The sequence below is a fragment of the Streptomyces sp. NPDC041796 genome (genome assembly GCF_055590785.1).
The window spans coordinates 22,278-41,953 of sequence record NZ_JBVJAH010000003.1 but is presented as its reverse complement, the minus strand read 5'-3'; the positions used below and the strand labels follow the sequence as shown (position 1 = coordinate 41,953).

21 protein-coding genes and 1 tRNA gene are annotated in these 19,676 nt (G+C 72.8%); 12 read left to right on the top strand and 10 right to left on the bottom strand.

Annotation, left to right across the window (positions count from 1 at the left end; all coding sequences use genetic code 11):
* Positions 1-13: 13 nt before the first annotated feature.
* The 3 genes from ACZ6C1_RS06370 to ACZ6C1_RS06360 form a co-directional block, all read right to left on the bottom strand.
* Positions 14-1,222, bottom strand: a complete 1,209-nt coding sequence (locus tag ACZ6C1_RS06370) for a serine hydrolase domain-containing protein (protein WP_469238255.1) — start codon at positions 1,220-1,222, stop codon at positions 14-16.
* 95 nt (positions 1,223-1,317) lie between these two features.
* On the bottom strand, positions 1,318-2,028 hold the full coding sequence (locus ACZ6C1_RS06365; protein WP_469238254.1) for a response regulator: 711 nt from the start codon (positions 2,026-2,028) through the stop codon (positions 1,318-1,320).
* A complete protein-coding gene (locus tag ACZ6C1_RS06360; protein WP_469238253.1) occupies positions 2,025-3,188 on the bottom strand; it encodes a sensor histidine kinase in 1,164 nt (387 codons plus the stop codon). Before ACZ6C1_RS06360 ends, ACZ6C1_RS06365 begins: the two co-directional genes overlap by 4 nt.
* Before the next feature lie 361 nt (positions 3,189-3,549).
* On the opposite strand from ACZ6C1_RS06360, the gene ACZ6C1_RS06355 reads away from it, so the two are divergent.
* From ACZ6C1_RS06355 to ACZ6C1_RS06325, 7 genes are all read left to right on the top strand, one after another.
* Positions 3,550-5,289 carry a sensor histidine kinase gene (locus tag ACZ6C1_RS06355; protein WP_469238252.1) on the top strand — a complete coding sequence of 580 codons (1,740 nt, stop codon included), beginning with the start codon at positions 3,550-3,552 and terminating at the stop codon, positions 5,287-5,289.
* Positions 5,290-5,296: 7 nt separating this feature from the next.
* Positions 5,297-5,731 carry a roadblock/LC7 domain-containing protein gene (locus ACZ6C1_RS06350; RefSeq protein ID WP_469238251.1) on the top strand — a complete coding sequence of 145 codons (435 nt, stop codon included), beginning with the start codon at positions 5,297-5,299 and terminating at the stop codon, positions 5,729-5,731.
* A gap of 3 nt (positions 5,732-5,734) precedes the next feature.
* Positions 5,735-6,106 (top strand): DUF742 domain-containing protein, encoded by a 372-nt coding sequence (locus tag ACZ6C1_RS06345; RefSeq protein ID WP_469238250.1) that lies wholly within the window; start codon positions 5,735-5,737, stop codon positions 6,104-6,106.
* Positions 6,084-6,740 (top strand): GTP-binding protein, encoded by a 657-nt coding sequence (locus tag ACZ6C1_RS06340; RefSeq protein WP_469238249.1) that lies wholly within the window; start codon positions 6,084-6,086, stop codon positions 6,738-6,740. Before ACZ6C1_RS06345 ends, ACZ6C1_RS06340 begins: the two co-directional genes overlap by 23 nt.
* The gene (locus tag ACZ6C1_RS06335) at positions 6,737-7,333 is read left to right on the top strand and encodes a GAF domain-containing protein (protein ID WP_469238248.1); all 597 of its coding nucleotides are present in this window, start codon (positions 6,737-6,739) and stop codon (positions 7,331-7,333) included. Before ACZ6C1_RS06340 ends, ACZ6C1_RS06335 begins: the two co-directional genes overlap by 4 nt.
* A 126-nt stretch (positions 7,334-7,459) precedes the next feature.
* Positions 7,460-7,918, top strand: a complete 459-nt coding sequence (locus ACZ6C1_RS06330) for a carboxymuconolactone decarboxylase family protein (protein WP_469238247.1) — start codon at positions 7,460-7,462, stop codon at positions 7,916-7,918.
* Positions 7,919-7,984: 66 nt separating this feature from the next.
* Positions 7,985-8,353, top strand: a complete 369-nt coding sequence (locus tag ACZ6C1_RS06325; protein ID WP_469238246.1) for an MmcQ/YjbR family DNA-binding protein — start codon at positions 7,985-7,987, stop codon at positions 8,351-8,353.
* On the opposite strand, the gene ACZ6C1_RS06320 is transcribed toward ACZ6C1_RS06325, so the two are convergent.
* A complete protein-coding gene (locus tag ACZ6C1_RS06320) occupies positions 8,350-9,249 on the bottom strand; it encodes a transketolase family protein (protein WP_469238245.1) in 900 nt (299 codons plus the stop codon). The genes ACZ6C1_RS06325 and ACZ6C1_RS06320 overlap by 4 nt on opposite strands.
* Before the next feature lie 15 nt (positions 9,250-9,264).
* On the bottom strand, positions 9,265-9,960 hold the full coding sequence (locus ACZ6C1_RS06315; protein ID WP_469238244.1) for a transketolase: 696 nt from the start codon (positions 9,958-9,960) through the stop codon (positions 9,265-9,267).
* Positions 9,961-10,086: 126 nt separating this feature from the next.
* Between ACZ6C1_RS06315 and ACZ6C1_RS06310 the strand changes: the two genes are divergently transcribed.
* Positions 10,087-10,160: transfer RNA gene (locus tag ACZ6C1_RS06310), tRNA-Pro, on the top strand.
* Positions 10,161-10,506: 346 nt separating this feature from the next.
* Here the strand turns inward: ACZ6C1_RS06310 and ACZ6C1_RS06305 are convergent.
* Positions 10,507-10,974 carry a DUF6003 family protein gene (locus ACZ6C1_RS06305; protein ID WP_469238243.1) on the bottom strand — a complete coding sequence of 156 codons (468 nt, stop codon included), beginning with the start codon at positions 10,972-10,974 and terminating at the stop codon, positions 10,507-10,509.
* Positions 10,975-11,053: 79 nt separating this feature from the next.
* On the bottom strand, positions 11,054-11,440 hold the full coding sequence (locus ACZ6C1_RS06300) for a thiol-disulfide oxidoreductase DCC family protein (protein ID WP_469238242.1): 387 nt from the start codon (positions 11,438-11,440) through the stop codon (positions 11,054-11,056).
* Between the two features lie 203 nt (positions 11,441-11,643).
* Here ACZ6C1_RS06300 and ACZ6C1_RS06295 point away from each other — a divergent pair, with 203 nt between their 5' ends.
* Entirely contained in the window at positions 11,644-13,128 is a 1,485-nt protein-coding gene (locus ACZ6C1_RS06295; protein WP_469238241.1) for a serine/threonine-protein kinase, read from the top strand.
* 382 nt (positions 13,129-13,510) lie between these two features.
* Here the strand turns inward: ACZ6C1_RS06295 and ACZ6C1_RS06290 are convergent, their stop codons facing one another.
* Positions 13,511-15,142, bottom strand: coding sequence for an adenosine deaminase family protein (locus tag ACZ6C1_RS06290; protein WP_469238240.1), 1,632 nt, complete (start codon positions 15,140-15,142; stop codon positions 13,511-13,513).
* A 306-nt stretch (positions 15,143-15,448) separates the two neighbouring features.
* Here ACZ6C1_RS06290 and ACZ6C1_RS06285 point away from each other — a divergent pair, with 306 nt between their 5' ends.
* Positions 15,449-16,717, top strand: a complete 1,269-nt coding sequence (locus ACZ6C1_RS06285; protein WP_469238239.1) for an aspartate aminotransferase type Ic — start codon at positions 15,449-15,451, stop codon at positions 16,715-16,717.
* Between the two features lie 153 nt (positions 16,718-16,870).
* Here the strand turns inward: ACZ6C1_RS06285 and ACZ6C1_RS06280 are convergent, their stop codons facing one another.
* Positions 16,871-17,767 (bottom strand): LysR family transcriptional regulator, encoded by an 897-nt coding sequence (locus tag ACZ6C1_RS06280; RefSeq protein WP_469238238.1) that lies wholly within the window; start codon positions 17,765-17,767, stop codon positions 16,871-16,873.
* Positions 17,768-17,961: 194 nt separating this feature from the next.
* Here ACZ6C1_RS06280 and ACZ6C1_RS06275 point away from each other — a divergent pair, with 194 nt between their 5' ends.
* Complete coding sequence (locus ACZ6C1_RS06275; protein ID WP_469238237.1) at positions 17,962-18,843, top strand: ketopantoate reductase family protein; 882 nt, start codon at positions 17,962-17,964, stop codon at positions 18,841-18,843.
* Positions 18,844-18,971: 128 nt separating this feature from the next.
* Complete coding sequence (locus tag ACZ6C1_RS06270) at positions 18,972-19,430, top strand: nuclear transport factor 2 family protein (protein WP_469238236.1); 459 nt, start codon at positions 18,972-18,974, stop codon at positions 19,428-19,430.
* An 85-nt stretch (positions 19,431-19,515) separates the two neighbouring features.
* Here ACZ6C1_RS06270 and ACZ6C1_RS06265 read toward each other — a convergent pair whose 3' ends face one another.
* Positions 19,516-19,665: a hypothetical protein gene (locus tag ACZ6C1_RS06265; protein ID WP_469238235.1), complete on the bottom strand. Its 150-nt coding sequence runs from the start codon at positions 19,663-19,665 to the stop codon at positions 19,516-19,518.
* Positions 19,666-19,676: the final 11 nt, after the last annotated feature.

Below are 19,676 nucleotides of genomic sequence, written 5' to 3'. Positions count from 1 at the left end.
TCGAGGCGGACGCCTAGGGCCTGCCGTAGACGGCCACCATGATCTTCATGGCCACCTCGTTCATGTCCTGGCCCTTGGCGTCCGTGGAGTTCACGCTGTAGACCATGGTGCGGGAGCCGTCACGGGTCGAGGCGATGGCCGCGTTGTAGCCCCAGCGGCCGCCCGTCTTTCCCCACACCTCCCGGCCGCCCAGCTTCTTCATCGCCAGGCCGACGGCGTACGCCGCCGGGTCGCCGCTGGTGAAGTCCGCCACCCTCGGCAGGGTGAACATCTCCTCCAGGAGCGGGCCGCGCACGATCTGCCCCTGGAAAAGGGCGTTCGTGAACCGCTCCAGGTCCCGTGTGGTGGAGATGATGTCGCCGGCCGCCCAGCCGTCGGTCGTCCCCCAGACCGTCACATCGCGCAGACCGATCGTCCCGTCGTCCAGCCGCATCGTCTGGTAGCCGTGGTTGTGCCGGCCGGTGATGTGCGGGTTCGTCCCCGGGAAGGAGGTGTCGCGCAGTCCGAGCGGGCGGAGGATCCGGCGGTGGACCTGGTGCTCGTACGAGTCGCCCGTGACGCGCTCGATCACCAGACCGGCGATCGTGTAGCCGATGTTCAGATAGTGCTGCTTCTCGCCCGGCGCGAACTCGCGCTTCTTCGAGGTCGCCGAACGGACCATGTCCTCGGGGTCATGAGTCCTGAAGCGGTTCTCGTACCACTCCTCGACCGTGCTCCCCGGGAAGTCGGCCGCCGGGATGCCGTGCGTGTGGTTGAGCAACTGCCGCACGGTGACAGCCCCGTACGACGCGGGGATCAGCTCCGGCAGGTACGAGCGCGCACTGCGGTCAAGGTCCAGCGTGCCCTCGGAGGCCAGCTGGAGGGCGACCGCCGCGGTGAACACCTTGGTCACGGAACCGGCCCGGAAGCGGGCGCCGGGGTCGGCCTCTCGGTTGCTCCTCAGATCGTGCACGCCCGAGCTGCCGTGCCAGACGCCCTCCGTGCCACCGACCCGGACCAGTGCGGCCGTCGCGTGGGCCGACGGCAGGCCCGCGACGGCCGCTCTCAGGGCGGCGTCGCCGGACGGCACGGGAGCCGTGACACCCACGGCGGACGCGGGGTGCGGGGCGGTCACGGGGTGTGGAGCGGACGCGGCGGCCGGCAGCACCGCCGGGCCCGCCGCGACGCCCAGGACGAGTGCCGTTGCCAGCAGTGTGCGGTGCGTGCGGGGGATGCTCTTCATGGTCAACTCCGTGGGTGTGAGCCGGTTTTCCGGACGGCTCCATCCTGTTGACCACCGGCCTTCCGCGGATCGCCCGCCCAGCGGGTCTTCCGGGCTCAGTTCCTCGCCTGTGCGGGGGAGGAGGCGGACGGGGCGGCTCCCCCGGGCGGGGGATCCCCGACCACGACGAGGCCCGTCTCGTACGCGCAGATCACTGCCTGGATCCGGTCCCGCAGCCCGAGCTTGGCGAGCACATTGCCCACATGCGTCTTGACCGTGTGATCACTGACGACGAGCTCCGCGGCGATCTCCGCGTTCGACAGGCCCCGTCCCAGCAGCAGCAACGTCTCCCGCTCCCGTCCGGTCAGCACCTCCAGGCGGGGATCGGGCCGCCGGGGACGGGTGGCCGGACGGGTGTACTGCTCCACCAGACGCCGGGCCACGGGCGGCGCCAGGAGCGAGTCGCCCCGCGCCACCACCCGGACCGCGTGCACGAGATCGTCCCGGCGTACGTCCTTCAACAGGAAGCCGCTCGCGCCCGCGTGCAGTGCCTCGTACACGTATTCGTCGGTGTCGAAGGTCGTCAGCATCACCGTCCGGCAGGTGCCGGCCGAGCTGATCGCGCGGCACGCCTCGATGCCGTCCATGCCCGGCATCCGGATGTCCAGCAGGGCCACGTCCGGCGCGTGCCGCCGTACCGCCTCGACCGCCCCGGCGCCGTCGCCCGCCTCCGCGACCACGTCGATGTCCGGCTGGACGTCCAGAATCATCGCGAAGCCGCTGCGCACCAGTTCCTGGTCGTCGGCCACCACCACACGGATCGTCAACGCGTCACCTCCGCCGCGTACGGTACGGGGATACGGACCCGCACTTCGAAGCCCCGGCCGTCCGGGCCCGGCCCGGTGACCGCCGTACCGCCGTGCGCCGCGGCCCGCTCGCGGAGCCCGACGAGCCCGTGGCCACCGCAGGAGCCCGGCTGCGGGCCACGCCCGTCGTCCGTCACTCGGATGTCCACGTCACCCGGACCACAGGTGAGCCGCACGGAGACGGTGCGGGCGTCCGCGTGCCTGACCACGTTGGTCAGCGCCTCCTGGACGATGCGGAAGACGGTCACACCGGTCGCGTCCGGCAGCCGCCGCACATCACCGGCCGTCCCGTACACGACGTCGAGGCCACCGGCCCTCACCCGGTCGAGGAGACCCGGCAGCCCGGCGAGACCGGGCTGCGGCTCACGCGGGGAGTGCCCCGGCTCGTCGCCCTCGCGCAGGACGCCCAGCATGCGGCGCAACTGCGCCATGGCGTCCCGGCCCGTCTCGGAGATGGCGTCGAACGCTGCTTCCGCCCGCTCCGGAGCCGTGCGCACCGCCACGGGGCCGGCCTCCGCCTGCACGATCATCAGGCTCACCGCATGGGAGAGGATGTCGTGCATCTCCCGTGCGATCCGGGCCCGTTCGCGCGCCGCGGCCCGTTCCGCCTCCACCCGGTTGGCGCGGTGCCGGGCAGCGGTGAGCCGCCCCAGGACGTAGGCGGCGCCGAACACGAAGAGGGAGAAGGTCAGTTCCCGTGCCGACCGCGTGTTGAGCCATACCGACACGGGCACGGCGACCAGGAGCAGGAGCACGGTGGCCAGCCGCTTCCAGGGCGGGGAGAGGGCCGCGACCGTGTAGACGATCACGAGACCGGTGTACGGCAGCGGCTGCCCGGGGCCGTCCAACGCCAGGGTGTACACCGCGCCGGCCGCCAGGACCGCGAACATGACGGCGAGGGGAGCGCGCCGACGCCACACCAGGGGGACGACGGTGAGCGTGCTCAGTCCGTACGCGGGCCATGTCGCCGGTTCCAGCTCGGGCGGGCGCGGCACCACGAACGGCATGGTCATCGCCGCCTGGACCAGCAGCGCCAACCCGATGTCGACCACCAGGGGGTTGGCCGCCCCCAGTGCCCTCACCCGCTCCCACCGAACCCGGGCACGTATCCGTGCGCTCATGACGGGCGACGGCCCACCGTACGGGTTTCGGGATTCCACCGGCGCCACGGTACGCGACCCGGCCCGGCCACCCGTCGGTGAGTGCCTCCCGATCGGTCGGCGCCGCGGCCGGCTCGGGCGCGGCGTGTCGGCCGGAAGGGATTTTCGGGCGGCCGTGCGAGCGCTCATACCAGAGCGGGACGCTGGGCGGGCAAGTTTGTCAACGGCGCATCACACATGAAGGATTGCTGACTACTGTGTGTGGCCGGTGATCAACGGCGGGTTCATATGGCGTCCCGACGCCACCGCCCGACCACCGGATCCGAATGTACGTGCAACGCGCCGAATCCTGTTCCTGGGGCCCCCACGACCAAGGACGCTGATGTCTCAACTTCGCGCACCCAGCGCGCGGCCGGACCGTCGTGAAGGCGGGCGGCACGGCCGGCCGGGCGCCCGTTCCCTGTCGTACAACGGGAGGGCGCGCTCCTCTTCCGCCGCACCGGAGATCCGTTTCCGGTCCCAACTCCTGCGCGCCGCCGCGCTGCCGCCCGTCGTGGTGGCGCTCGGCGGGTCGGCCGCCGTGCTCTTCACGGTCCGCTCCACCGGCGCCGAGCCGTCGACCGCCCTGTGGGCCGCTCTTACCGCCTCCGCGGCCCTCGCCGTGGCCGCCGTGGCCGCCGCCCTGCTGGGCGCCAACCGCGCGGCCACGGCCGTACTGGACCGGTGCGACGCCCTGCGGCGGCGCAGCGCACACGGCCAGAACGAACTGCGCGCCCTGGTCGAGCAACTCCGCCGCGGGGAACGCCCACCCGCCCGCCAGGCCTCACCGCCACCGTCCGCCGACGGGGACGAGTTCGACCGGCTGACGGAGGAGCTGAGCCGTGCCCACGAGGTGGCGGTCACCACCGTCGTCCAGGCATCGCGGCTGTCCAGCAGCGTCGGTGACGAACAGAAGGTCGAGGTCTTCGTCAACCTCGCCCGTCGCCTGCAGTCCCTCGTCCACCGCGAGATCCAGCTCCTCGACGAGCTGGAGAACGAGGTCGAGGACCCCGAACTGCTCAAAGGCCTGTTCCACATCGACCACCTGGCCACGCGCATCCGCCGGCACGCCGAGAACCTCGCCGTCCTGGGCGGCGCCATCTCGCGGCGCCAGTGGTCCAACCCGGTCACCATGACGGAGGTGCTCCGCTCCTCCATCGCGGAGGTGGAGCACTACCCGAGGGTCAAGCTGGTGCCCCCCATCGACGGCACCCTGCACGGACACGCGGTCGCCGACGTCATCCACCTCCTCGCCGAACTCGTCGAGAACGCCACGCTGTTCTCCGCACCGCACACCCCCGTGCTGCTGCGGGCCCAGTACGTGACGGCCGGGCTCGCCGTCGAGGTCGAGGACCGGGGCCTGGGCATGCCCGCCTCCGAGCAGAACAAGATGAACGCCCTGCTCACCGACCCCGACCAGGTGAACGTGGCGCACCTGCTCCAGGACGGCCGGATCGGACTGTTCGTCGTCGCGGCGCTCGCCCGCAGGCACGGCATCGCCGTACGCCTCCAGTCCAACATCTACGGGGGCGTCCAGGCCGTACTGGTCCTGCCCCAAAGCCTCCTCGGCGCCGAACCCGACGGTCTCTCCCCGGCCGAACAGCAGGCCGCGCTCCAGGCCCGGCACGAGGAGGCACACCAGGTTCCGCGCCAGGCGGAACACCACGCCGGTCCCGTGCCGCACACCCCCGGCGAGGTCACGGCCCCCGAGCCCGTGCACCCCGGCACGGTCGACGCGGCCACCGCCCCGCCGGTGATCCCCCACCAGCACGGCGGCAACGCGCCCCTGCCCGTACGCGGCGACCGGCCCGCCCGGCCGGCCCCCGCTGCCGCCGCGCCCGAAACCCCCGGCCGCCCCCAACTGCCCCAGCGCCGCGCGCAGGAGCACCTCGTCCCGCAGCTGCGGGACGCGCCAGGTCCGCGCAAGAGCGGGGACGCCCTGCACGACCCCGGCCTGATGGCGGCCTTCCGGCGCGGGATCGGCCTCGCCGAGTCCATGCCCCCAGCCTCCGGGGACGTGTCGCACCCGCCGTACCCGCAATCCCCGGATCCGCAACGACACGACGAAACGCACAAGGAGTAGATGCACCATGGCGAGCGGTGTGCCGAACGGCCATACCTCGGATCTCGACTGGCTGCTCGGCGGCTTGGTCCAGCGGGTCCCGTACACCCGCAGCGCGGTTCTGCTCTCGTCGGACGGCCTGGTGAAATCGGTGCACGGCCTGGACGCCGACAGCGCCGACCACATGGCGGCCCTGGCCTCCGGCCTGTACTCCCTCGGCCGCAGCGCCGGCGCCCGCTTCGGCGACGACGGCGAGGTCCGGCAGGTGGTCGTCGAGCTCGACTCCACCCTGCTGTTCGTCTCCACCGCCGGATCCGGCACCTGCCTGGCCGTCCTGGCCGGCCGGGAGACGGACGCGGCGGTCCTGGGGTACGAGATGACGATGCTGGTCAAGAGCGTACGGCCCTACCTGGTCACGCCGGCCAGACACGCGGCGGTGGCGCCGGGCGGCACGGGGCGCTGACCCGTGCCGCACCGGCAGGACGGGCCCTGGATCGACGACGCGGCCGGCCGGCTCGTCCGCCCGTACACGGTGAGCGGCGGCCGCACCCGGCCGACGGCGGCGCTGGACCTGCTCTCCCTGGTCATGGCCACCGGAGCGACGCCCCGGTCGCACCTCGGCCCCGACCACACCCTGGCCCTCGGGCTGTGCGACGGGCCGACCTCCGTGGCCGAGATCGCGGCGCACTTACGGCTGCCCGCCGTGGTCACCAAAGTGCTGCTCTCGGACCTCGTGGACTGCGGGGCGCTGACCGCGCGGGCGCCCCGCCTCCACGACACCACCACCGACCGTTCCTTGCTGGAGGCAGTGCTCGATGGCCTACGACGACGGCTCTGAGGCCCGGCCCGTGGCCCGGCCCGAGGACCGCGACGTCTTCCCCACCGCCCTGAAGATCCTGATCGCGGGGGGCTTCGGGGTCGGCAAGACGACCTTCGTCGGGGCGGTCAGCGAGATCGAACCGCTGAGCACCGAGGAACTGCTCACCACGGTCAGCGCCGCGACCGACAGCCTGGAGGGCGTGGAGTGCAAGACCACCACCACGGTCGCCATGGACTTCGGCCGCATCAGCCTGGACGACAGCCATGTGCTCTACCTCTTCGGCACGCCCGGTCAGGAACGCTTCTGGTTCATGTGGGACGAGTTGTCCGAGGGCGCGCTCGGAGCGGTGGTCCTGGCCGACACCCGGCGCCTCCAGGCGTCCTTCTCCGCGGTGGACTTCTTCGAGCGGCGCGGGATCCGGTTCCTGGTCGCCGTGAACGAGTTCGACGGCTCCCACCGCTACGAACCGGAGGAGGTACGGGAGGCGATCGGCCTCAAGCCGGAGGTGCCGGTCGTCCTGTGCGACGCCCGGCTCGCCAGCTCCGGGATCCAGACCCTGGTCACCCTTGTCCAGCACCTGCTGGACTCCAACCCGCCCCCGGCCCCGGCCCCGGCCCCGGCGCCGGCGCCGAGCCACGGAGCACCGAAATGACGTACGACCCGACCGGCCATCTGCTGCTCACCCCCGTCGACAGGGAGGCCCCGCTGCGCGTACAGCGGCTGCGTCAACTCGGCATCGGGGACCGACCGGACCCCGACTTCGACGCGTTCGCGGACAAGCTCGCGAAGGTGACCGCGGCACCGTACTCGATGGTCAACTTCATCGACGAGAACCAGCAGTTCTTCGCCGGCCTGCACACGCCGACCGGCACCGGCACCCGGAGCGGCACCCGGACGGGGACCGCCGGCCGGCTCCACGCCACGGGCGCCCCCGCCGTGGGCGTCGGCCGGTACATGGCCCGTGACCACGGCTACTGCCCGCACGTGGTGGTACGCCGCAAGGCGCTGGTCCTGGAGGACGTCTGCGACTATCCGCGGTTCGCCGGCAACCCGGTCGTCGACGAGATCGGCATCCGCTCCTACCTGGGCGCGCCCCTCATCGACCGTACGGGCACGGCCCTCGGCACCATCTGCGTCGTGGACACCGAGCCGCGGCCCTGGGGGCGGCCCGGGCTGGAGACCATCAAGTCGCTCGCCGCCGAACTGGTGGAGCGGATCCACCGCCGGGAGGACGGCCGCCTGTGAGAGCCCAACTGTCCATGTGAGGCGCCTCACATCGGTGGATCCACTCCCGCCGCGTGTCACATCCGCGTACCCCCGGTCCGTCGAAGGGGTGACCGACCAGACGCGGAACGCATGAAGGAGACACCCATGAAGGCTCGGATGACCAACCCGGTCAGCGTGCTCCCCGGGACGATGCCCGCCATCCAGAACCTGATGGAGGCGGTGAAGAAGAGCGATGTGCCGGAGACCGTCCTCGAGCTCGTCCACCTGCGGGCCAGCCAGATCAACGGGTGCGGGTTCTGCGTGGACCTCGGCGCGCGTCAGGCGAAGAAGAACGGCATCAGCGACGAGCAGCTGCACTCGGTGGCCGCCTGGCGCGAGGCGCCGTACTTCAGTGACGCGGAGCGGGCGGCCCTGGCGCTCGCCGAGGCGGCCACCCGGCTCGCCGACACGCCGGACGCGGTGCCGGACGACGTCTGGGACGAGGCCGCCGACCACTTCGACGAGCAGCAGCTCGCCTCGATCATCCTGTGGATCGCGACGACCAACTTCTTCAACCGGATCAACGTCACCATCAAGCAACCGGCGGGCGTGACCGGCTGGTGACCCCCCGGGCTCCGCCCCGGTCGCGTCGACGGCGGCGTTGTCAGTGCCGGGTCGTACGGTCGTCACATGGCCACAGCCGACGACGTACGCAGACTCGCGCTCTCGCTGCCGGGCGCGGTGGAGAAGCTCTCCTGGGGCATGCCCACGTTCCGCGCGGGCGGCCCCGGAGGGAAGATCTTCGCCTCGCTGGACGACGACGACCGGTCCATGGGCGTCAAGTGCCCCAAGGACGACCGGGAGGAGCTCATCGCGGCGGAGCCCGGGAAGTTCTTCCTGCGGGAAGGTCACGACGACGCCTACGCCTGGCTGCGGGTCCGCCTGGCGGCGCTGGACGACGAGGACGAGTTGTACGCCATCCTCGTCGACTCCTGGCGCCAGGCCGCCCCGCGCCGACTGCTCACCGCCCACCCGGAGCTGGGGGTCGAGAAGGCCTAGCGGCTCAGGAACGCGCCGATGCGGGTGCGCAGGGAGCGGGGATCGAGGCCGTGGGCGGTCAGGTGCTCGTCCATATGGCCGTAGCGGCGCAGCTCCCGCTTGGCGACGCCCAGGCCCAGCACCCGGTGAGGGATGTCCGCGAGGGCGTCGTTGGCGGCGGCCGTGGAGGTGCCGGCGAGGTACGGCTCGACGAGTACGACGTCGGCCGCACCGTCGCCCGCCACCGCGCGCCGCACCGCCTCGTCGTCGAAGGGGCGCACCGTCGTGGCGTACAGGACCGTCACGTCGAGGCCCTCCGTCGCCGCCAGCACGTTGTCGAGCATCGGCCCGACCGCCACCACCACGCCTCCTCGGCCCTCCCGGACGGTGAGGAACCGCTCGCCCGTGACGGGCCGGGCCTGCTCGTTCGCCTGCAGTGACAGCCGTACGTAGACCTTGTCGTCCCCCGCCACCGCGTGCCGCAGCAGGGCTTCCGCCTCGTCCGGGTGGCCGGGCACGTGCACCGTCCAGCCGTCGAGCGTGTCCATCAGGGCCACGTCGCCCGGGGCCATATGGGTGAAGCCGCCCGCGGGCCAGTCGTAGGAGGCGCCGGCGCTGACCAGCACCCCGCCCACGCCCTGATGGCCGAAGTCCAGCTTGACCTGCTCGAACGGGCGCTCGACCAGGAAGCTCGCGAAGGTGTGCAGCACCGGCCGCACCCCGGTGAGCGCGAGCCCGCCGCCCACCCCGATCAGCAGCTGCTCCCTGATCCCGACGTTGATCACCCGCTCCGGATGCCTCTCTTCCACCGGCCGGAAGCCGTCGCGGCTGATCTCGGCGAGGACGAGCGCCAGGCGCGGGTCCTCGTCCAGCAGCCTGCTCGCGGTCGAGATGAAACGGTCACGCATCGTGTCCATGAGTGTTCTCCCCCTCTATGCGTTCTTCGGCTCGACCCGGGCCACCACGGCCAGCGGACGCCCCGGGTGGGGGCGGGTGAAGGCGGCGTACATCGCCTCGTGGTCCCGTCCGTCGACGGTCTCGGTCGCCCAGCCGGCCGCCTCGAACCGCGAGGTGATCCCGCCGGGCCGGCCGTAGGTCGCCGACGCGTTGTCGATCACCAGCGTGTGCAATTGCTCCAGACCGGCCGGTCCCGCGTACGCGATGGCCTCGTGGTTGCTGCCCTCGTCCAGTTCCGCGTCCCCGATCAGCACCCACACGCGCGCGTCGGTCAGCCCCTGGGCCCGCAGCCCGAGCACGCTGCCCACCGCCAGCGGCAGCCCGTGCCCCAGCGACCCGCTGCCGATCTCGGCCCCCGGCACCAGCATCCGGTCCGGGTGGTGGCCGAGCGGTGAGTCGTACGCCCCGAATCCCGGCAGCAGCTCCTCGAGGAAGAAGCCCTTGGCGGCGAGGACGGCGTAGTACGCCATCGGCCCGTGCCCCTTCGACAGCAGGAACCTGTCCCGCCCCGGTGCGTCGACGCTCTCCGGCGACACGCGCAGCACCCGGTCGTACAGCACCCACAGTGCGTCGAGCGTGGACGTGGCGGCCGGCCCGTGTTTCTCGTCACCGGTCATCAGGGCCATCAGCCGGTGCAGGTCCGGCAGGGAGGTCTCGGTCGTGTTCGTCATGCCACCGACGGTGCAACTTCAACCGCGCTTGAGGTCAAGCGGCAAAGCGGTTCGTGATCACCGGCAGGAGTGCGGTATTGTTCTCGTGCACGCCGGGCCGGGGGAAACCCCAGGTCAGACGGGCACCGGGACGTGGCGCAGCTTGGTAGCGCACTTGACTGGGGGTCAAGGGGTCGCAGGTTCAAATCCTGTCGTCCCGACTTGTGAGAGTCGCAGGTCAAGGGGCCGTTTCAGAGCAATCTGAGACGGCCCCTCGATCGTTTTGGGCACCAGTCGGGGACCGGGCTCCCTGACCGTGTCAGTGTGCGACCACGCTCGGGCTCCGTGGGGAGCGCGGTGCGCCGAGGTGTGCCGAGAGAGCAGGGCCCGCAGTGGTGATCTTGTGCACCTCGGGGGTGCAGACACCTCTCGTGGGCAGTCAGGGAGCCGGCTGTACTTCACCGACGCGGGGTGCCGGCGAACCCCCGAGGTCCGGTGAACAAGCGGGCACCCCTCAGCGGTCGAAGCCCGGTACGCGTCTCTTCGGGCGTCGTGCTCCTCTTCCCGTCACCGCTGCCGCGGACCGGGGTCCGACGGACGGCCCTGTCCCTGTGCCGCGGCCGCCGACGCCACGGTCCGGGGGTCCTCGCCGGTGAGTTCGACGATGCGGTGCGGCGGAACCCCGGCGGCAGTGGCCCGCGCCAGCAGGGCATCCCGCTCGCCCGCGCAGTCGCGGTAGGCCAGCAGTTCCTTCTCCACCCGGGCGAGGGCGCCCGGCGCCAGTGCGTGGCGCAGCCGGTTCATCTCCTCGTCGCTCAACGGAACAGGCAGCTTCTCCGCCCCGCCGGGGATGGCGCCCGTCTCCTCGGGCGGCAGCAGCCGGACTCGCGGGGAGGCGGCGGTCACACCGTGCGCGTCGAGCCAGGCCCGTACGGCGGGCGTCTCCAGGCATGCCAGGTCTCCGACGGTCGCGACGGATGCGCCCAGCGGGGTCGTTCGGTCGTCCACGAGGAACAGGTAGGCGTCGTCGGTCATGCTCGTCTCCTTGGCAGACGCGATGGTCGTGTGCTGCCCTCACCTACCCCCTCCGGTGGGAGCCACCGCCCGGCTCCGGTCACCTTCGCCCACGTGGCGCCGGTGCGGCGCACGCCGCCGTCCCGCCCGGCATCCGGTGCCGGTTGTCCGCCACCAGCCGGTAGACGGCGTGGGCGACCCAACGCACCGGGGCCAGCATGAGCAGCGCCCCCAGCGGCGCCCAGCCCCGGCCGGTGCGCAGCAGGATCTTCGCCACCGCCCGGGCACCGCCGTACACCCGGCCCGCCGGGGTCACCCAGAGCGCCTCGTGTGCGGCCCGCTCCGGCGTCACGCCGAGCGCGGCCAGATCCGCGAACTGCCAGGGGACGGTCTCGCAGTCGGGGCGCAGGCGGCGTTCGACGAACGACACGCAGGACGTACAGAAGCCGCAGTCGCCGTCGAAGACGAGCACCGGTCGAGGCCGCATGACTCCATCATGCCGAAAGGAAGCCGAAACGATGCCGCACCCCTCCGTCCACGAGGTCGGGTGCGGTGCGGGGGGATGTCCGGCGGCTGAGGGGGCACACGTGCACACGGTGCTCGCAACCACGCGGCCGGGCGTGCCATCGGCAGCAGACACGTGGGCGGGCGGACGACGGCAGGTGACAACAGGACGCAGGGAGCGCAGTGATGAAAGTCCGCTCGTGGCCGATCCGACCGGACCACCGGCTCACCGCCCACGTGGTGGCCGGACGTTACCGGCTCGACGACCTGCTCGGCCGCGGCGGCGCGGCCGACGTGTACGAGGGCATGGACCTGCGTCTGCGGCGGCCTGTCGCGGTGAAGGTCTTCCGCCCGGACGGTGCCGCCGACACGGAGGAGCAGTTCGACAGCGAGGGCCGCCTGCTGGCCCAGTTGCAGCACCCGGGTCTGATCACCGTGTACGACTGCGGCCGGGACGACGGAACGCCCTACCTGGTGATGGAGTTGGTCAGGGGCACGACGCTGCGCCGCCGGATCGCCGCGGCCCCGCTGGCGCCCGCCGAGGCGTGCCGGATCGGAGCCGCGCTGGCCTCGGTGCTGGCCCATGTGCACCGGGCCGGAGTCGTCCACCGCGACGTCAAGCCCGCGAACATCCTGCTGGACGAGGCGGGCGTCCCCCACCTGACGGACTTCGGCATCTCCAGGCTGCTCGGCACCACGGCCCAGACCGTCCCGGGCGTTCTGGTGGGGACCGCCGCGTACATGGCCCCGGAGCAGGTGCTGGGCCGGGGCGCCGGACCGGCAGCGGACATCTACAGCCTGGGACTTGTGCTCCTCGAGTCCATCAAGGGTGAACTGGAGTACGACGGGGCGCCGCTGGAGGCCGCGATCGCCCGCCTGCACCGGCCCCCGGTCATTCCGCCGGACATACCGGCGGCGCTCGTCGAACTGCTGGAGGCGATGACCGACGCGGACGAGAGCCGCCGGCCGGACGCCCAGGCCTGTGGGCAGGCCCTGGCCGCCTTGGCATCGGAGGATCCCGCGGGAGCGGCCGACGCGCCCACGGGATCCTCCGTGCGTGGGGCTTCGCCCATGAGCGGTGAGGACGGCCCCGGCGAGCGGAACCCGGACACGCTGAGGTCGCACGGGGCGGGTGTCCCGCCGCGGACCGACGGCGTCGAGGCCGCCGTTCCCGCACAGGGCGGGGAAGTGCCCGCGCGATCCGCCTCCGGCCGGCCCGCCTCACGCCGGGCCGGCCGGATTCTGCTGACCGCCGGCGCGGCCCTTACCGTCTTCGGCGTCGGGCTGGCCGGTTCGGTGGGCGGTCCGCCCGCCGAGGGGGAGAACGCCGCGTCCGGTCCGCCCCGCCCCGCCACGACGGAGCCGGTCTCACCCGGCACGAACCGCTCGAGCGCGTCCGCCTCCTCCTCCTCCCCGTCCGCCCCGCCCGCCCCGCCGGCCACAGCCGCCGCCGTCTCCGCGTCCGCGCCGCGGTCCCCTTCGTACACCGGGAGCCGACGGGTCACCGGGGCCGAGGACGCGGCGATCGACAGCGGCACGCCGTCGGCTCCCGGCACCTGGGAGCGGCAGCGCGGCCGTACGACCGGTCACGGAGCAGCCGGCCCGGCTCCCGGGAAGGCCGAGGCGGGGCAGGGGAAGCCGAAGCCGGCGAAGGGCAGGCACGCGCGCTGACACCGCCGGGGCACCTTGGCGGGACGCCACGCTGACCGGGGCACCGGACGGACAACTCGCCGGCCCTGCTGGGGGCGGTGGCGGCCGGGTGGCGGGGCCCTGAACGGAGCGGTGGTGTCATGACGCCTGGTGTACCCGTGAGCGGCTCGGTGTCCGGTTCGGCGCGAGCGCGGGACGTGCGCCACGGCCATGGCCCGTACACCGGCCGCCGTCGGACAGGACGACCTCACCGACTGGGCGGCGGCGACGGCGTACCACGTGGTGCCGGGCGTCTTGCCGGCCCTGCCGGTGATCGCGGAAACGCAAACCGAGGGGCCGTATCGGAGTGATCCGATACGGCCCCTCGGCCATCACGGGGACCGGCCGGTCCTGGGTGGGCGGTTCAGCGGCCCACGCGGAAGGCGCGCTCGAAGGCGCCGAAGGCCGCTTCCTGCCGCCACTGCACGGACGCCTTGGGGCTCGCGGTCAGCAGGCGGCGGCACTCCGGGGTGACCGGGCGGCCGCTGTCCGGGATCCGGCCGAGGCAGGCGGCCTCGGGGCGGTAGCCCCCGGCGGTGGGGTTGCCGCGCCACAGGCTGCGGCCCGGCAGGAACGCGTACTCCAGGGAGGCACGGGCCAGGTCCTTGAGCTCGGGATACGTCAGACCGTAGGTGGCGGTGGCGTACTGGTACTCGTGGCTGATGTCGATGCGGGAGACACCGGGGTCGTCGGTGGCCAGCACGACGGGCACGCCGTGCTCCAAGTAGGTGGAGAAGGGATGGTCGTCGCCCTTGACGCCGAGGATCTGGGCGTTGCTCGTGAAGGGCACCTCGACGGCGATCTCGCGCGCGGCCATCGTAGCGGCGGTGCCCCGCCAGTCGTCCTCGTGGACCAGGTCGACGCCGTGCCCGATCCGCTCGGCGCCGGCCACGGTGACCGCTTCCTTGATGTGGAACTTCAGGTGCTCGGGCTTGACCAGGCCCGGCCACAGCTCGCCCGCGTGCAGGGTGACGTGCGCACGGGGATGGACACCGCGCAGGTGCTTCAGCATGCGCATCTGCAGGCGGTAGTTGTCGAGGGCGCTGTCCCCGTCCTCGGGCTGGACGAGGTTGACGGCCAGGAACCGGCCGTCGCGCTCCGCCAGCCGCATGCCGAGCGCCATCTGCGTGAAGACCCGCTCCGGCGAACTGCCGCGTGAGACCTGGGAGATATAGCGCACGGTCAGCCGGCAGGCGGGCCGGGGCCGGGCGGTGCCGCAGCGCGCCGCGGTGCGGAACTCGGCGTCGGCCCGGTCGGCCTCCTCGCGGGCCTCGGCCACCAGTCCGTCCAGCTTGCCCCCGGCGGTCAGCTTGCCGTGGAGCCGGGCCAGGTCGGCGTCCCAGCCGGCCTCGGTGGCCAGCTTCTTCACCCCGCCGGAGGCGGGGCTGACCATGGTCTCCAGATAGAACTGGTTCTGTGCGGCCACACCGTCGGCCACCTCGGCCAGGAGCTTGCCGGGATGGCGCCGGGTGACCTCGCCGAACTTGCCGAAGGTGGCGAAGAAGTGGTCGTGTCCGTTCTGGCCGGGCGGGAAGTCCTGCATGGACCAGGCACGCACCAGCGCGTCGTGGAAGGCGCGGTCCGTGCGGGTGTCCGCGGCAGGGCGGGTGCCCGGACGGCAGGGTGGCGCGACCGCCGTCATCGTCGAGGTGTCCACGCACAGGCCGTCCTCGGAGGCCAGCCGGATCAGGTACTCCGTCGGCACCGCGCCCCAGAGGTGGTTGTGCAGGTCACCGCCCTTGGGGAGGTGCTCGAAGAAGTGGCGCAGCAGCCGGGGATCCCGCCGGATGTGCTTCAGGAAGGCGTCCGTACGCGCCTCGGCGGCGGTCCACCGGCGTGGTACTGGGGGCCGTGCCGGCGCGACCTGGGAATGCCGGCCCGGGGGCTCGGCCGAAGCGGGGAGCGGGGACAGCAGCGACAGCAGGCTGACGGCTTCGAGTGCGGGCACGATCAGGGCCCGGCGTCGCCGGACGGTGCCGCGATGTTCTGTGATCACCGTCACATGGTCACGGGCACACCGTCCACCCGGCGGCGTCCGGCGCGGTGCCTGGCCGAACACCACCCGGCCGAGGGAAGGCGCCCGGCGACCGCACATCGCCAACCCGCCGCAGGGCAAGGGCCGCTGAGGGTGGGCCTCCCAGGCGCGGGTCCTCGTCATGTCCGGGCCCGGGCGCGGCGGCCGACCGGACACCGCCCGAGGCTCTTGGCGCCCCTTGCCCCGTGACCGCGGGCGCTCACCACCCCGGTTTGTATCCTCGGCAGGCGCGACCCAGCCGAGCGGTACCCCTGAGAGGACACACCCATGACCACCGAGCTGAGCCCCGAAGCCCTGACCGGGCTCCTCGACCGTGCCCGCCGGGACTACCAGGACCTCGTGGGGCGCGGGCTCGCGCTCGACCTCACACGGGGCAAGCCGGCGCCGGAGCAGCTCGACCTCTCCGGGGACCTGCTGGGCCTGCCCGGCGGCCGGCACACCGCCGCGGACGGCACGGACGTACGCAATTACGGAGGACTGCAGGGGCTGCCGGAGCTCCGGGAGATCTTCGCCGAGGCCCTCCAGGTCCCGGCCGCACAGCTTCTGGCGGCCGGGAACTCCAGCCTGGAGCTGATGCACGACTGCCTGGTCCACGCCCTGCTGAGCGTGCTGCCGGGGGCCGGAACCCGCTGGGTGGAGCAGGAGCGGATCGCGTTCCTGTGCCCGGTGCCGGGCTACGACCGGCACTTCGCGCTGTGCGAGCGGTTCGGCATCGACATGATCCCGGTACCGATGACCGCCGACGGCCCGGACATGGACGTCGTGGAGCGGCTCGTCGCCGAGGACCCGGCGGTCAAGGGCATCTGGTGCGTTCCGAAGTACAGCAACCCCGACGGCGTCTGCTACAGCGACGCGACCGTGGCGCGGCTCGCCTCCATGAGCACCGCCGCGCCCGACTTCCGGATCTTCTGGGACAACGCCTACGCCGTCCACCACCTCACCGACGAGCCCGTCGAGATCGCCGATCTGCTCGGCGCCTGTGCCGAGGCCGGGAACCCGGACCGGGCGTTCGTGTTCGGCTCCACCTCCAAGATCACCGCGGCCGGGGCGGGCGTCGCCTTCTTCGGTTCGTCCCCCGCGAACCTCACGTGGCTGCTCGGCAACAACGCCAAGCGCTCGATCGGTCCCGACAAGGTCAACCAGCTGCGCCACGTCCTGTTCCTGCGGGACGCCGACGGGGTGCGCGCCCACATGGAGCGCCAGCGCGCACTGCTCCGGCCCAAGTTCGAGGCGGTGGCACGGATCCTCGACGCCGAGCTCGGCGGGACCGGGCTCGCCACCTGGACCTCCCCCAAGGGCGGCTACTTCGTGACCCTCCAGGTGCCGGACGGCTGCGCCAAGGAGGTCGTACGCCGTGCCGCCGGGGCGGGCATCGTGCTGACCCCGGCCGGCGCCACCCACCCGTACGGCGACGACCCGCGCGACGCGGTCATCCGGATCGCCCCCAGCTACCCGGGCCTCGCGGAGCTGGAGCAGGCGATCGAGGGACTGGCCGTCTGCGTCCGGCTGGTGGGATACGAGCAGCGGGCCCGCTGAACCCGCCCCGGGCCCGCTGAACCCGCCCCGGGCCCGCTGAACCCGCCCCGGGCCCGCTGAACCCGCCCCGGGCCCGCTGAACCAGCCCCGGTCCCGGGGGTCCTGGGGCGGAGCCGGGGCGCGGGTTCACGCCGCGCCGAAGGGGGCGCGGTCCTACGCCGCGCCCCCTTTGCACGTCCGGCGCACGGTGTCGGCGAAGGCGCGGGCGAGCGGCGTCAGGGCGTCCCAGCTCCGCACCGCCCACCCCACCGACAGGGGCGGCAGCGCCGGTACGGGGACGAACGTGAGCGCGTCGCCGCCGTCGGTGAAGCGGCCCGGCAGGGCGGGCACGACGGCGTGGCCGAGGCCGAGTTCGGCCAGGAGGATCGCGGTGTCCCAGTCGGCGACGCTCGTGTCGGAGCTGTCGCGGATGCCCAGTTCGGCGAAGGCCGCGTCCAGATGTGCCCGGGAGGTCGACCTCGCCGGGAGACGGATGTGCCGGATGCCGGCGAGGTCGCTCACCTCGATCCGTGGGCGTGCCGCGAGCGGGTCGTCGGCGCGGACGGCCAGGACCCAGGGCAGGTCGACGACCGGGCGCTGCTCGATTCCGCGCACCCGGTCGCCGATCGTGACCCAGGCGAGATCCAGGCCGTCGGCGGCGAGAGCGTCGAAGCAACTGCGGCTGGAGCTCGCCGTCTGGAACTCCAGACTCGCCCGAGGATGGCGGCGCCGGAAGGCCACCACGGCATCGGACATGAAGTGCCGCAGTGACGTGGCGCCCGTGGTCACCCGTACGGAACCGACCTCGCCGCGCACGGATTCCTGGATGCTCCGCAGGGCCAGGTCGAGACCGGCCGTGCTCTGGGCCGCCGCCGCCCGCAGCACCTGCCCCGCCCGGGTCGGGACGACACCGCGCGTGTGGCGTTCCAGGAGGGCGACGCCGGTCTCCCGCTCCAGCCGCTTCACGTGCTGGCTCACCGCCGACTGCGTACAGCCGAGCTCGCGGGCGACCGCGCTGAGGCTGCCCGCGCGGCAGACGGCGACGAACACACGGAGATCCTCAAGAGTCACGGACCCAAGGTATCCCTTGGAGCGGAGGAGTAAATCCTAGGATTGACTTGGTGGTTGGCCCGCCGGAAGATCGTCACAGGGCCCCGGGCGGCAACCCGTCCACCCTTCGCACCCCAACGGGCCCTGGCGAAGAGAGGACGGGTGCCGACCCTCCGTCCGTGCCCGCCCCCGCCCCCCGGAAGGACCGCCGTACCGTGCTCGAATCTGGAACCGTCGCCGTCCTCGGCCCCGGAGGCATCGGCGGCCTGCTCGCCGCCCTGCTGTCCCGCGCCGGGCACCGGGTGATCTGCGTGGCCGGTGAGGAGACCGCCCGGACCCTGCGCCGCGACGGCATCCGCGTGCACAGCGCGCAGTTCGGCGACTTCACCGCCTCCGTGGAGGCCGACACCGAGCTGCGCGAGCCGGCCGGCCTGTGCCTGATCGCCGTCAAGCACACCACTCTCGGCCCCGCACTGGACCGCATACCGCCCGGTGTCCTCGGCGACGCCCTGGTGGTGCCGCTGCTCAACGGCGTCGAACATCCGCAGGTGCTGCGCGAGCGGTACGGGGACCGGATCGTCCCCGGGGTGATCCGGGCCGAGTCGACCCGGGTGGCGCCGGGCGTCATCGAGCACGGCACTCCGTTCACCGAGGTGGACCTGGCGGGACCGCCCGAGCGGCTGGAGCGCCTCGCTCGTGTGCTGGAGGCGGCCGGGGTGCGTGTCAGGACCGCCGAGGACGAAACGGCGGTGCTCTGGGCGAAGCTCACCCTCCTCGCGCCCTTCGCGCTGCTCACCACGCGGTACGGGGTGCCCGTCGGCGACCTGCGGACCGGCCGCCGCGACGAACTGGTGGCGCTCGTCGAGGAGGCCACCGCGGTGAGCCGCGCCTGCGGGGCGCCGGCCGACCCGGCGGCGGTCCTGGCGCGGTACGACGCCTTCCCGGCCGGCACCAAGTCGTCGATGCAGCGCGATGCCGAGGCGGGGCGCCCCCTGGAGCTCGACGCGATCGGCGGGGCCCTGCTGCGCGGGGCGGAACAGCACGGGGTGCCGGTGCCGGTGACGACCCGGCTGGTGGCCGAGCTGACGGCCGGCTGACCGGCCCCGGCCGAGGGCAGGGTGACGCCCCGGGTTCCGAGCCGGTCTCCAGTGCCGCTGCAGGGCCGGGCGGCAGGCTGGGGGCGATCGGCGCGGCCACCGGGCCGGCCGTCTCGAAGGGAGTATCCATGTCTCAGCCGGTCGGGACCCTGCCCAACCAGGTCACCGGGGACCTCTACGCCGAGGTGCAGACCTTCTACGCCCAGCAGATGCGGCGGGTGGACGCCCTCGACATCGAGGGGTTCGCCGACACCTTCACCGAGGACGGCGAGGTGGTCCACGCGGGCGGCCACCGGCAGCGGGGCCGGGCTGAGATGATCGCGGGCATGCGGGCCAGCCTGCCCCGCTACCAGGACATCGCCGTACGGCACTGGTTCGGCCACCTGATCATCGAGACCGACGCGGCGGACGCCGATCTGCTCCGCGTGTCGTACTACACCCTCGTCACCCAGACCGACCGCGAGGGCAAGGTGAACTTCCAGCCCACCTTCACCGTCGAGGACGAGCTGGTCCGGCGGGACGGCCGGCTCCTGACCCGGTCGCGGGTCATCCACCGCGACAGCCCGGCCGCACCGCCCGCCGCCTGAACCACCACATGGGAATGGGGCCCCCGGCAAGGGGCCCCATTCCCATGTGACCGTGGTGACGGTCGTGTACGTCGTGACCGTGCGGTCAGTCGATGCCCCGGCAGATGTGCGGCTCGACGTCGTCGTCCGCCTCGCCCGCCAGCAGCAACAGCGGGACCAGGAAGGCGTCCGCGGGGACCTGCTCGTACGGCTCGTACGGTGTTCCCTCCCGGCGTTCCAACAGGGTCGTGACCATGTCCGTCTCCT